General features: G+C 72.1%; 10 protein-coding genes and 2 tRNA genes. 5 read left to right on the top strand and 7 right to left on the bottom strand.

Features of this window, described 5'->3' with window-relative positions:
* Nucleotides 1-5 precede the first annotated feature (5 nt).
* The 4 genes from E1281_RS39900 (at nt 6) to E1281_RS01610 (ending at nt 3,542) form a co-directional block, all read left to right on the top strand.
* Nucleotides 6-78, top strand: a tRNA-Met gene (locus E1281_RS39900).
* A gap of 22 nt (nt 79-100) precedes the next feature.
* A tRNA-His gene (locus E1281_RS01620) sits at nt 101-172 on the top strand.
* Between the two features lie 94 nt (nt 173-266).
* Nucleotides 267-2,099: a glycoside hydrolase family 3 N-terminal domain-containing protein gene (locus tag E1281_RS01615; protein ID WP_243716463.1), complete on the top strand. Its 1,833-nt coding sequence runs from the start codon at nt 267-269 to the stop codon at nt 2,097-2,099.
* A gap of 207 nt (nt 2,100-2,306) precedes the next feature.
* Nucleotides 2,307-3,542 (top strand): ROK family protein, encoded by a 1,236-nt coding sequence (locus E1281_RS01610; protein ID WP_243716462.1) that lies wholly within the window; start codon nt 2,307-2,309, stop codon nt 3,540-3,542.
* A gap of 258 nt (nt 3,543-3,800) precedes the next feature.
* Here the strand turns inward: E1281_RS01610 and E1281_RS01605 are convergent, their stop codons facing one another.
* Complete coding sequence (locus E1281_RS01605; RefSeq protein WP_131875296.1) at nt 3,801-5,252, bottom strand: MFS transporter; 1,452 nt, start codon at nt 5,250-5,252, stop codon at nt 3,801-3,803.
* 193 nt (nt 5,253-5,445) lie between these two features.
* On the opposite strand from E1281_RS01605, the gene E1281_RS01600 reads away from it, so the two are divergent.
* Entirely contained in the window at nt 5,446-6,357 is a 912-nt protein-coding gene (locus E1281_RS01600) for a LysR family transcriptional regulator (protein WP_165958749.1), read from the top strand.
* On the opposite strand, the gene E1281_RS01595 is transcribed toward E1281_RS01600, so the two are convergent.
* From E1281_RS01595 to pdhA, 6 genes are all read right to left on the bottom strand, one after another.
* Nucleotides 6,352-7,476, bottom strand: a complete 1,125-nt coding sequence (locus tag E1281_RS01595) for an AAA family ATPase (protein WP_131875294.1) — start codon at nt 7,474-7,476, stop codon at nt 6,352-6,354. The two genes, E1281_RS01600 and E1281_RS01595, sit on opposite strands and share 6 nt — an antisense overlap.
* Nucleotides 7,473-8,126 (bottom strand): nicotinamide riboside transporter PnuC, encoded by a 654-nt coding sequence (gene pnuC / locus E1281_RS01590; protein WP_131875293.1) that lies wholly within the window; start codon nt 8,124-8,126, stop codon nt 7,473-7,475. The genes E1281_RS01595 and pnuC overlap by 4 nt, the downstream gene beginning before the upstream one ends.
* A gap of 100 nt (nt 8,127-8,226) precedes the next feature.
* Nucleotides 8,227-8,814 carry a hypothetical protein gene (locus E1281_RS01585; protein WP_131875292.1) on the bottom strand — a complete coding sequence of 196 codons (588 nt, stop codon included), beginning with the start codon at nt 8,812-8,814 and terminating at the stop codon, nt 8,227-8,229.
* A gap of 42 nt (nt 8,815-8,856) precedes the next feature.
* Nucleotides 8,857-10,140: a dihydrolipoamide acetyltransferase family protein gene (locus E1281_RS01580; RefSeq protein ID WP_131875291.1), complete on the bottom strand. Its 1,284-nt coding sequence runs from the start codon at nt 10,138-10,140 to the stop codon at nt 8,857-8,859.
* Nucleotides 10,137-11,186, bottom strand: a complete 1,050-nt coding sequence (locus tag E1281_RS01575) for an alpha-ketoacid dehydrogenase subunit beta (RefSeq protein ID WP_131875290.1) — start codon at nt 11,184-11,186, stop codon at nt 10,137-10,139. Before E1281_RS01575 ends, E1281_RS01580 begins: the two co-directional genes overlap by 4 nt.
* Nucleotides 11,187-11,197: 11 nt before the next feature.
* On the bottom strand, nt 11,198-12,337 hold the full coding sequence (gene pdhA / locus E1281_RS01570; RefSeq protein WP_131875289.1) for a pyruvate dehydrogenase (acetyl-transferring) E1 component subunit alpha: 1,140 nt from the start codon (nt 12,335-12,337) through the stop codon (nt 11,198-11,200).
* Between the last annotated feature and the right edge of the window lie 128 nt (nt 12,338-12,465).

The raw sequence follows: 12,465 nt of genomic DNA, 5'->3' as shown, positions 1-12,465 counted from the left end.
CGCTCGCCGAGTAGGGACGCTGGTGCGTCCAGCGGTCTCATAAGCCGCGGCAGGCAGGTTCGATTCCTGCACTCGGCACGTCCGAGAAATCGGAGACATGGCCTTCGTGGTGTAGTGGTCTGCATGCCAGGTTGTGATCCTGGAGGTACCGGTTCGATCCCGGTCGGGGGCCCTTGCGGAATATGAGCGGTGATGGCCGCCAGATATTGCCGAGGTGCTGATTCCGGGTTGCGTTGCATTTGAACGGCCCTGGAAAAGGTTCCCGTATGCACAGCTCCACCGTGATGCGGTCCGGCCTTCTGGCGTTCGGCGTGCTGGCCGCTCTCGTGCTCGCCGCCCATGGCGTCCCCGTCCGGGCGGATCCGCTGCCCGCCCCCTATCTCGACCCGCGGCTGTCCGTCGCGGACCGGGTGGACGACCTGCTCCACCGGATGAGCCTGGACGAGAAGCTCGGCCAGATGACCCAGCCCGAGCGCAAGTACGTCACGCCGGAGGAGATCACCCGGTACGGGATCGGGTCGGTGCTGTCGAGCGGCGGGTCGGCGCCCGATCCGAACACGCCGGAGCGCTGGGCGGACATGTACGACGGGTTCCAGCGGGCCGCGCTCGCCGGGCCGCTGCGGGTCCCGCTGATGTACGGGGTGGACGCGGTGCACGGCCACAACACCGTGGTCGGCGCGACGATCTTCCCGCACAACATCGGGCTGGGCGCGTCCCGCGACCCGGCCCTGGTGCGCGAGATCGGCGCCGCGACCGCCCGGGAGATGGCGGGGACGGGCGTGGACTGGAACTTCGCGCCCTGCGTGTGCGTCGTCCGCAACGACCGGTGGGGCCGGACGTACGAGTCGTTCGGCGAGGTGCCCGAACTGCCCTCGATGATGACGACCGCCGTCGACGGGCTGCAGGGCGGCGAGCTGGGCGGCCCCGCGTCCGTCCTGGCGACGGCGAAGCACTACATCGGGGACGGCGCCACCGAGGGCGGCGACGACCGGGGCGACGCGAAGGTGTCGGAGGAGGAGCTGCGCGAGATCCACCTGCCGCCCTTCCGCGCGGCCGTGAGGCGCGGCGTCGGCTCGGTCATGGTCTCCTACAGCTCGTGGAACGGGCTGAAGATGCACCAGAACCGGTATCTGATCAGCGACGTGCTGAAGCGCGAGCTGGGCTTCACCGGGTTCGTCGTGTCGGACTACAACGGCATCGACGAGATCGACGGGGAGGCCGGGTTCACCCCGGACGAGGTCGCCGCCGCGATCAACGCCGGCATCGACATGGTGATGGTGCCGACCGAGTGGCGCAGGTTCATCGAGTACCTGCGGGACGCGGTGAACGACGGCGACGTGCCGATGTCCCGCATCGACGACGCGAACCGCCGGATCCTGGCCAAGAAGTTCGAGCTGGGCCTGTTCGAGGAGCCCATGGCCGACCGGGCGTACCTGGAGACCGTCGGCGGCGCCGCGCACCGCGCGCTGGCCAGGCGCGCGGTGGCCGAGTCGCAGGTGCTGCTGAAGAACGACGGCGTCCTGCCGCTGGACGACGACGACAAGGTCTTCGTGGCGGGCGCCGCCGCGGACGACATCGGCGTCCAGTCCGGCGGCTGGACGATCACCTGGCAGGGGAAGCCGGGCCCGATCACGCCGGGCACGACGATCCTTGAGGGCATCCGCGGCGCGGCGGAGACGGCCGTCTCCCACAGCGCGGACGGCACCGGCGTCGACGACTCCTACGACGCCGCGATCGCCGTCGTGGGGGAGGAGCCGTACGCCGAGCACCACGGTGACCGGACCGGCGGCATGGGACTCGCCGCGGGCGACCTGAAGACCATCGACAGCCTGCGCGCCGCCGGCGTCCCGGTGATCGTGGTGCTGGTCTCGGGACGCCCGCTGGACATCGCCTCGCAGCTGCCCGGATGGGACGCGCTGGTCGCGTCATGGCTCCCGGGCACCGAGGGCGCGGGCGTGGCCGACGTCCTGTTCGGCGCCGTCGAGCCCACCGGCCGCCTCCCGGTCACCTGGATGCGCGAGGCCTCCCAGCAGCCCATCAACCGGGGCGACGGCAAGAGGCCCCTCTTCCCGTTCGGCCACGGCCTCACCTACCGCTGATAGGAGAGGCCCGCGAGAGGACGCCGTAGCGCGACGAGGTCGCCCTCCTGGAAGGCGCGGCGTCCCTTCTCCTCCTTGAACGTGATGGCCTGCTCGAGACGGTGCCGTCCTCGAAGGCCGCCGGGTCCAGGGCATATTACGTAAGCACCTTTTATAATTGGTCGGCATTGACGTCGTCCGTCCGCCGACCGCTGTCAAGAGGGTGCCGTGACGCAACACTCCCTGCACGGGGGCGACCCCTCGGTGCTCCGCCGCCTCAACGCCGCCGCGGTCCTGCGGGCGCTGCGCGACGGAGGCGAGTGCACGCTGTCCGAGCTGGCCGGGCGGGTCGGGCTGTCCCGGCCCACCACGGAGGGCGTGCTGGGAGAGCTGATCGACCGGAGCCTCGCCGCGGAGGACGCGCCGCGGCCCGGAGCCGCGCCCGGCCGCCCGGCCCGGCGCTACCGGTTCCGTGCGGAGGCCGGCCACGCGCTCGGCATCGGCATCGACGCGCACCGGGTACGCCTCGTCCTCGCCGACCTCGCCGGCGAGGTGGTCGGCGGGCACCGCGCCGGCCTGGACGTCCAGGCGCCGCCGTCCGAGCGGATCTCGGCCGTGCGCGCCGCGGTCAGGGCGTGCCTCGCGGCCACGGGCGTCCAACGGCGCTCCCTGCGGGCCGTGGCCGCCGGGACGCCGGGCGTCGTCGCCCCGGACGGGACGGTCACATCCTGCACGGTCGTCCCCGGGTGGGAGGGCCTCCACCTGGCCCGGGAACTCGGGCGCTCGTTCTCCTGTCCCGTCCTCGTGGAGAACGACGCCAACCTGGCCGCGCTGGCGGAGCGCTGGCGCGGCGCCGCCCGCGACGTCGACGACGTCGTCTGCGTCCACGCCGGTCTGCACACCGGCACCGGCGCCCTCATCGGCGGACGCCTCCACCGGGGCCGCTGGGGAGCCGCCGGCGAGATAGGCATGCTCCCCGAAATGGGCCTGCGCGACACGGCCGCCACCCTCGTCACCGGCGCGGCCGTCCCCCCGGAGGAGGCGGCCACCGCACTCGCACGACCGCCCTCGGCGGGCGGGGAGGCGTTCGACCGGGCGGGACGGGTGCTGGAGGCCGCGGAACGCGGGACGCCGGAGGCCGCGGCGGTCGTGGAGCGGCTTGCGGCTCGGATGGCGCGGGGGGTCGCGGCGATGGCGCTCGCCCTCGATCCCGAGGTCATCGTGGTCGGCGGGCCGCTGGTCGGGGCCGGCGGCCTCCTCGTCTCGGAGTTGCGGCGGCAGGTGGAGCCGCTGTGCCTGAGCCCGGTCCGCATCGAGGCGTCCGGGCTGGGGGACGAGTCGGTGGCGCTCGGCGCGGTCCGGCTGGCGCTGGACCGGATCGACGAGGACCTCTTCCGCGTCGACCGCCGGGCCGATCCCGCCGGGTTCGATCTGTCCGAAAGTGGCGAAGTGTGCCAAGTGTGAACGTCCTGGCCGTCATCAGGCGCCAGTCGAGCGGCGAACCCGGCGTGATGCGTGACCGCGGCGCGCGCTGCACCTACCGTCCCGGCCGCAGCTCACCCCAACCACGACGATGTCCGCTGGACGCCGCTGACCGACGGCCCCTCAGTCCCTCTCGCGGCCGGTGTGGGCGGAACCATCGAAGTGACATCGACCACTCCGGGGAGAGGCTGCCGCCTGCAACGCCGGACGGGTTCGATCCGGTGTGCGTGTTCGGCCTGCTCAGTTTCGGTGCGGTTCGAGTTGCGGGCAGGTGGCCGAGGCGTGCCGGCGGCTGAGCAACCGGACCGGTTTCGCGGCGGGTCCGGGCAGCCCGATCCAGGCGCTCAGCCCGCCGACCAGGAACAGACCGGCACAGACCATCATGCCGTGGTCGTACCCGCGGTCCAGGGCCGCCGCATTCATCCCATCGCCGTGCGGGAGTCCCACCAGCAGGGGAAGTGCCGCCACGACGACCAGGCCCGCCGCTCTGGCGGCACCGTTGTTCACCGCGCTGGCGATCCCGGTGCTCCGGTCGTCGACCGCACCCAGCACCGCGGTGGTGACCGCGGGGGTGATCAGCGGTATACCGATCCCGGTGAGGACGACCACCGGGAGCACATGGCCCAGGTAGGAGGCTTCGGGGCCGATCCGGGTCGCGAGCAGCAGCGCGATCGTACAGATCAGCGACCCGGCCACCAGCGGCATCCTGGCACCGAGGCGGGTGGTGAGCTCCCCGCCGTACGGCGACAGGACCAGGGTGAGAGCGGTCAGGGGGAGCAACGCCAGACCTGCCGACCAGGCCGAGAATCCGGTGGTGACCTGGAGCTGGATCGGCAGGAAGAAGAACATGCCGGCGAGGGCTCCGTACACGAGGAAGCTCGTCAGGTTCGCGACGCTGAACTGCCGTGAGGTGAACAGGCGCAGTGGAAGCATGGGTGCAGGGCTGCGCCGTTCGACGAGCAGGAACGCCACGAAACCGGCCACTCCGGCCGTCCCGGCCACCATCGTCCACGCGCCCGCCGGGCCCTGGATGAGTGTGTAGGTCAGCCCGGCCAGCGCCACGGCGGCCAGCACCGCACCCGCCACGTCGAAACGGCCCGTCGCTTCGACGTCGCGGTTCTCCGCCACATGGGCGACCAGCAGCACGCACAGGGCCGCGGCCAGCGGGATGTTGATGAGGAACACCCAGCGCCAGCCGGCGGCGTCGACCAGGCCGCCGCCCAGCAGCGGACCGGCCGCGCCGGCCACACCGCTCATCCCCGCCCACCATCCGACCGCCCGGTTGCGGTCCTCGGGGTGGAAGGAGTCCTGGATCAGAGCGAGCGAACCCGGGACGATGAGCGCGCCCCCGACCCCTTGGAGAGCACGGGCGACGACCAGTACCTCGACGTTCGGTGCGATGCCGCACAGCAGGGACGCGAGACCGAACCACACCACACCGATCAGGTAGATGCGCCGCCGCCCGAACCGGTCGCCCAGGCCGCCGCCGAGCAGGATGAGCGCGGAAAGGGTGAGCGTGAACGCGTTCACCGTCCACTGCAGCCCGGCCATCGACGCGCCCAGGTCTGTTCCCAGCGCGGGCAGTGCGATGTTGACCACGGTGGATTCGAGCAGCACCAGCCCCGAGCCGACCGCCGTGACCAGCAGGAGCCGCCGGCCGGCCGGCTCCGACAGCCGGACCTGCGAACTCATCGGCCCGGTCCCGATCGAGGAGTGGTCGCGACGCGGCCAGAACGAACGTCCATGGACTTCCCCTCCAATGGCTGCCGTGCGGGCCCCGCACTCGATGAGGGTCTCGGGTGGTGCGGCCACGATCAATGGCCGTTCGCTCACCGGACGTTCAGCGCCGTTGAACGATCCGGAAACGGCGTGGAGACTGGGGAAGGTGGGCGTCGAACTGGCCGATGTGGAGACGTTCCTGGCGGTCGCCGAGGAACTGCACTTCGGTCATGCCGCCGAACGTCTGCAGGTGTCGCCGGCGCGGGTCACCCAGCGGATCCAGGCGCTGGAACGCCAGGTCGGCGGCGCGCTGTTCGAACGCACCAGCCGCAAGGTCGTCCTCACCCCGCTCGGAAGTCGACTGCGCGACGGCCTCCGCTCGGCCCATGCCCAGTTCACCTCGGCCATGGATACGGCTCGCACCTCCGCCCGTGCCGTCGCCGGGCCGCTGCGCATCGGTTTCACCGCGACCACGGGCGGTGAGGAACTCAACGCACTGGTGCGCGCCGCCGAGCGCGCTCACCCGGACATCGAGGTGCACCTGCACGAAGTGCCGATGACCACGCCGTTCGATGCTCTGCATCGTGACGAAGTGGACGTCCTGGTCAACTGGCTGTTCCCCCACTCGCCCGAGATCACCCTGGGGCCGCCGCTCGCCGAGCACGCGATGGTGCTCCTAGTGGCCGCCGGTCACCCGCTGGCCGACCGCACCGCCGTCTGCCTGGAGGACCTGGCCGACTACGTCCTGAACGACATGCCGTCGTTGCGGCGCCCGTCCGGTGATCCATGGTTCCATCCCCGCCGGACCCCATCGGGGCGGGCCCTGCGGCTGTGGCCGGTCACCGGCTTGGGCGACGCGCTCAGCCAGGTGGCATGGGGCAAGACCGTCCATGCGACCGTCACATCGATGCGGCGGCTGGTGGGCCGCTCGGACGTGGTCTTCGTCCCGATCGACGACCTGCCGCCCGTCAAGCTCGGCCTTCTCTGGCGGACCGCACATGAGAACGCCCGGATCCGCGCCCTCGCCGCCCTCGCCGCCACCCGGCGAACCTCCGATCCGCCATCGGCAGGATCATGAATCGGGATTCACCGGGGTCAGCGGGGGACTGAAGGCCCAGCCCTTGGCCAGGAGGTCGTCGATTGCCGCGACAGCGGTGGCCAGGCGGTGCTCGTGGGGCCCGGTGACCGCGATGTGCGGCAGGCACCGGCGTTCGAGTTCTTCCTGGAAGCGCCCCGACATCCATGATCTGACCGACTCCCCGTCGCGCCAGCCGTCCTGCTCGAACGGGACGCCCTCCGGCGACGTGAGGATCCACAGATGGTGCGGGGTGCGCCGGTGGACGGCCTCCACCTCCGGCGCCGGAGTCCCGACGTAGCGCTCATGCCAGACGGCGGTGGCGAACGCGTCGGTGTCGCAGACCAGCAGCGGGGAGCCCGACCGCGCGGCGGCGTCCTCCAGGGCGGCATGACGCTCGGCGATCCGGGTGAAGTCGGCCGGCTCCCACACCAGGTCGTCCAGCCACAGCGACGGATCGCCGGCGGCGCGGCGGGCGGCGGCCAGCTTCTCCTCGGTGAACGTGCGGCCGTACTCCGGCACCCACCGGGTGGCCGCCCACACACCGCCCCGTCCGGCGTAGTGCGCGGCGAGCGCCCGTGCCAGGGTCGTCGTCCCGCTCGACTCGGCGCCGACCACCACGACCCGCCGCGCCATGTACGCCCGGACGGCCGGGGAGAGGAACTCCCAGCCCGCCACGGGATCGTCCCGCAGGGCCGTCCCGCTGATCGGGAAGCGGTCCCGCGGCGGATCGACCGGGACGTGGACGGCGGCGAAACGCTCCGCCAGCTCGGGCCCGTACGCCTCGGAGCTGAACACCGCGTCCACCGGCGGGACGGGCACGCCCAGGCCCGACCGCATCGCCAGCCCGGCCCGGAACGCGGCGACGTGCGCCGACCAGACCTCGTCCGACTCGTAGTCGACCTCCACGTCGTCCACCGCCGGGATGATCTCCACGTGCGGCTGGCCGTGCGCCTCGCGGAGCCATGCCGTCCGCAGCGCGAGCGGGATGCTCTCGACGCTGGACGCGGCGACGACCACGCTCACCCGCGCGCAGGCCGCCGCGGCGACGTCGACCAGATGGTGGTGCCCGGCGTGCGGCGGGTAGAACTTGCCGATCACCAGTCCGTGCGCGTACGTCATGCGGCCACGGGGGCGGGGTCGCCGGCCGGCCGGGAGCGCAGGTCGCGGCGCCAGGCCAGCAGGCCGAACACGCACAGCGTCAGGAAGACGACGTACAGGACGCTCGTCAGCTTCAGATCCTTATGGAAGTACAGGGGGATGTAGACGAGGTCGGCGGTGATCCACAGCCACCACGACTCCAGCAGCTTGCGCGACTGCCCGTAGACGGCCATGAGAGAGATCGCGGTGGTGAGGGCGTCCCAGAACGCCACGGTCGAGTCCGTCCAGGCCGACAGAGCCCAGGTCAGGAGCGCGGTGGCCGCCGCGCCCGCCACGATCAGGGCCGCCCACTCGTCGCGCCGTGTGCGCCTCACCGGGAGGTTGTCGCGGCCGTCCCCACCGTACAGCCACACCCACCATCCGTACGACTGGAGCGCGATGTAGAAGACCTGGAGGCCGGAGTCGGCGTAGAGGCCGCCGTCCAGGAACACCAGCCCGAGCAGGATCACGTTCGCAATGCCGATCGGCCAGTTCAGGATGTTCTGCCGGACGACGAGCCACACGTTGACCGCGCCGGTCGCGAAGCCGAGGAGCTCCGCCCACGTGGTGGGCACGGAGCCCACATGGAAGGCGGGGTCGAGCAGCGGGCCCAGCGGGATGTTCACCGACATGCCAGCAATGATCACATGTCGTCAGAGAGACGACAATGCGGTCGTCCAGGGCTGAGGAGGACGCGCGGCGGGCCGCGATGGGCACCGGGTTACCCGGCGCTCATCGTTTCGGCGCACCCAGGGAGGCGCCGGCCCATGCCGCCGTGACCGGGGTGGCGACTGCCAGGAGCGCCCCTCCGACGAGCATCCGCCTGGGCCAGGGGTTGGAGCTCCGGTCGGCCCATGTCTCGGCCTCGACCGCATCGGTGCGTCCCCGAGGGTCGTACCGCAACGGGACCAGGCCGTCGGGTCCCCTGTCCAGGCGGCGGGTGTTCAGCTCGGCGAACCGGCCTCCGGGGCACGCCAACCGCCACCGCTCCGTGTTCTCGCTGGGCGGCGCCAGTCGCCGTTCGTTCCCGCAGCTGGCATCGATCCCGTTCTCGCGAAGGAAATGGGTGTTGATCTCAAGCGACAGCCCCACACCGAACAGGAGCCCTCCCGCGGCTCCCAGGAACAGGGCGGCGACTCCCGGAGGGGACGCCCCGACGGCCCAGAACGTCCCGGGGCCGCAGAGCAGCGCGGCGACGACGATCAGGAGCATGCCGAGGGTGTCGCGCCCCATCCCCTCGTCCATCCATGCCCCGAGCGCCGCCAGCGCCAGCGTGCCCCCGGCGATCAGCACCGCCCGGACATGGACGTTGTCGAGCATCGGCCGAATATAGCGGTATGTTCCGGGCGGCGCCGTCGGGTGTCAGGCCACGATGAGGAGTGGGTTCTCCAGGAGGGTGGCGAGGCGGTCCAGGAACTTGGCGGCCGTCGCGCCGTCGGTGGCGCGGTGGTCGACCGACAGGGTCACCGCCATGCGCTTGCCGGGGACGACCTGGCCGTCGCGGACGACCGGCTCGTCCCGGACCGCGCCCACGGCGAGGATCGCCGCCTCCGGCGGGTTGATCACCGCGGAGAACGAGTCCACGCCGAACATGCCGAGGTTGCTCACGCTGAACGTGCCGCCGCTCATCTCCGGGGGCGAGAGCTTGCCGTCGCGCGCCTTGCCAGCCAGCTCGCGGGTCTCCTGGCCGATCTGCGAGACGCTCTTGCGGTCGGTGTCCTTGATGACGGGGACGAGCAGGCCGTCCTCGACCGCCACGGCGATGCCGACGTTGACGCGCTTGTGGAAGAGCAGGTTCTCCTCGGTGTAGGAGACGTTCACGGCCGGATGCTCGCGGAGCGCGGTCGCCGCCGCCTTCACGATCAGGTCGTTCACGCTGACCTTGGACGGAGCGAGCGCCTCGTTCAGCGTGGCGCGGAACGCCAGCAGGGGCTCGGCGTCCACCTCGCGGTCGAGGTAGAAGTGCGGGGCCTCGCGCTTGCTCTGGGTCAGCCGCTTGGCCGCGACCTTGCGGAACCGGTTCAGCGGAACGGCCTCGACGTCCGGGTCCTCGGCCGCCTGGGCCCTGGCCGGGGCTGCGGGCGCGGCGGCGGGCTCCGGAGCCGGAGCGGCGGGTGCGGGTGCGGGTGCGGTGGACCGTATCGCGGCCTCGATGTCGGCGCGGACGATGCGTCCGCCGGGGCCCGAACCGCTCAGCGCGGTCAGGTCGATGCCGTGGTCGCGGGCCAGCCTGCGGGCCAGCGGCGACGACGGGGGACGGGACGTCCCGGCGGAGGGCCCCGCGGCGGGGGCCGGAGTCGCGGGCGCCGCGGGCGCCTCGGCGGCGGGCGCGGGTGCGGGTGCGGGCTCCGGGGCGGCGGCCGGTTCGGGTTCGGCGGCGGGCTCCGGCGCGGCGGCGGGTGCCGCGCCGCCGGCCGGAGTGATCACGGCGATGGGGGCACCGATCGCGGCGGTCTCGCCTTCGGCCACGAGGATCTTGTCGAGGACGCCGTCCTCGTACGCCTCGTACTCCATGACCGCCTTGTCGGTCTCGATGTCCACGAGCACGTCGCCGACCGCGATCTCGTCCCCCGGCTGCTTCTGCCAGGAGCTGATGACGCCCTCCTCCATGGTGTCGGAGAGGCGGGGCATGAGGATGTCGGTCATGACGCGGGCTCCAGGACTGATCGCGGGGGGGTGGGGGGCGTCCCCCACGAGGTACGGCCGGTCGCGCGGAGCGTGTCGCGGACGGCGGTGAGCAGGGAGTCGGCGGACGGCAGCGCCGCCGTCTCCAGGGACTTGGCGTAGGGGAGCGGCACCTCGGCCATCGCGACCCGGCGGACCGGGGCGTCCAGCCAGTCGAACGCGCCCTCCTGGATGGTGGCCGCGATCTCGGCGCCGATGCCGTAGGTGAGCCAGTCGTCCTCGGCGACCACGGCCGAGCCCGTCTTGCGGACGGAGTCCACGACGGTCTGCCGGTCGAGGGGGCGCAGGCTGCGCAGGTCCACGACCTCGGCGGAGACGCCCTCGGCGGCCAGGGTCTCGGCGACCTCCGCGGCCACGCGGGCCATGCGGGAGTAGCCGATGATCGTGATGTCGGTGCCGGGACGGACGACGCCCGCGCGGCCGATCTCGGCGGGCTCGACGTCCTCGATCGGGCCGGGCATCTCGCCCTTGGTGTTGTAGAGGGCGAGGTTCTCCAGGAACAGCACCGGGTCGTCGTCGCGGATCGCGGCCTTCAGCATCGCGGACGCCTCGGCGGGCGTGGACGGCGCGACGACCTTCAGGCCGGGGATGAACGAGTAGAACAGCTCGACGTTCTGCGAGTGCGTCGCGCCGAGCTGCTGGCCCCCGCCGCCCGGGGTGCGGATCACCATCGGGACGCTGGACTGCCCGCCGAACATGCCGTAGATCTTCGCGGCGTGGTTGACGATCTGGTCCAGCGCCAGCAGCGAGAAGTTGATCGTCATGATCTCCACGACCGGGCGCAGGCCGAGCATCGCGGCGCCGATCGCGGCGCCGACGAACCCCTCCTCGGCGATCGGGGTGTCGCGGACGCGGCGCGGCCCGAACTCCTTCAGCAGCCCCTCGGTGATCTTGTAGGAGCCCTCGAAGAGGCCGATCTCCTCCCCCATCAGGAAGACGTCGTCGTCCCGCAGCATCTCGGCGCGGAGGGTGTCCCGGAGCGCCTGGCGGTAGGTCATCGTTGCCATGAGCGTGCTCCTCAGGAACGGAATACGGGGTCGGCGGGCATCCGGCGCAGGTCGCCGGGGACGGGGGTGGCGTAGGTGTAGTCGAACAGCGTCGACACCTCGGGGGCGGGGCTCTCGTCGGCGAACGCGGCGGCGGCGTCGACCTCGGCCTTGACCTCGGCGTCGAGGCGGTCGCGCTCGTCGTGGCCGAGGATTCCGGCCTCCTCCAGGTCGAGCGCCATGCGGGCCAGCGGGTCGGCGGCCTTGAGGGCCTCCTTCTCCTCCTTGGACCGGTAGCGGGCCGGGTCGACGACCGAGTGGCCCTTCAGCCGCGGGCTCATGGTCTCCAGGAGGTAGGGCCTGCTCTCCGCGCGGGCGCGTTCGACGGCGGTGCGGGCGGCGTCCCGGACCGCGGCCACGTCGGTGCCGTCCACCCGGGCGCTCTCCATCCGGTACGCGGCGCCGCGCCGGAACAGCTCGGGCTCGGCGGAGGAGTTCTCGACGGTCGTGCCCATCCCCAGCCCGTTGTTGACCACGACGAACACGATGGGGAGGTCCCACAGCGCCGCGATGTTCAGCGACTCGTGGAACGCGCCGATCGCGGCCGTCCCGTCGCCCATGTGGCACATGACGACGTCGTCGCCGCCCTTGTAGGAGACGGCGAGCGCGGCGCCGGTGGCCAGGGGGAGCTGCCCGCCGACGATGCCGTACCCGCCGAGCAGCCGCGCCTCGGCGTCGAACAGGTGCATCGACCCGCCCCACCCCTTGGACACGCCGGTCGAGCGGCCGTACAGCTCGGCCATGACGCGGTCGGCCCCGATGCCCTTGGCCAGGGCGTAGCCGTGCTCGCGGTAGTTGGTGAACAGGTAGTCGGAGGGGCGGAGCGCGGCCATCAGGCCGACGACCGTGGCCTCTTCACCGAGGTTCAGGTGGCAGTACCCACCGATCTTGGCCTCGGTGTAGGCGCGGGCGGCGCGCTCCTCGAACCGCCTGATCAGAAGCATCTGCCGGTAGTAGCCCACGAGCGTCTCGGCGTCCGCCGCCGGGCCGGGGCCCTCCGGGGAGGTGTCGGTGGCCTCGGGCGGCGCGGGCTTCTTCGCGCGGGAGGCGCCGGGCGTCCTCCGGTTCCGGGCCGGGGCGGCCCTCCTGGTCGACTGGGCGGTCTCGGCCATCGGCGACCTTCCTTCGTCCGGGGCGGGCACCGTAGGATCACCACGGTGCGCACCGATCATCATTGATCTATGATCGATCATATTGTACCCGTCAAGGGCCACTTACCGAATCTGCGTCTAACATGAGG

The sequence above is a fragment of the Actinomadura sp. KC345 genome (genome assembly GCF_004348515.1).
Lineage (GTDB): Bacteria > Actinomycetota > Actinomycetes > Streptosporangiales > Streptosporangiaceae > Spirillospora.
Note: the sequence above shows the minus strand (reverse complement) of the source record. Positions and strands in the feature narration are given on the sequence as shown.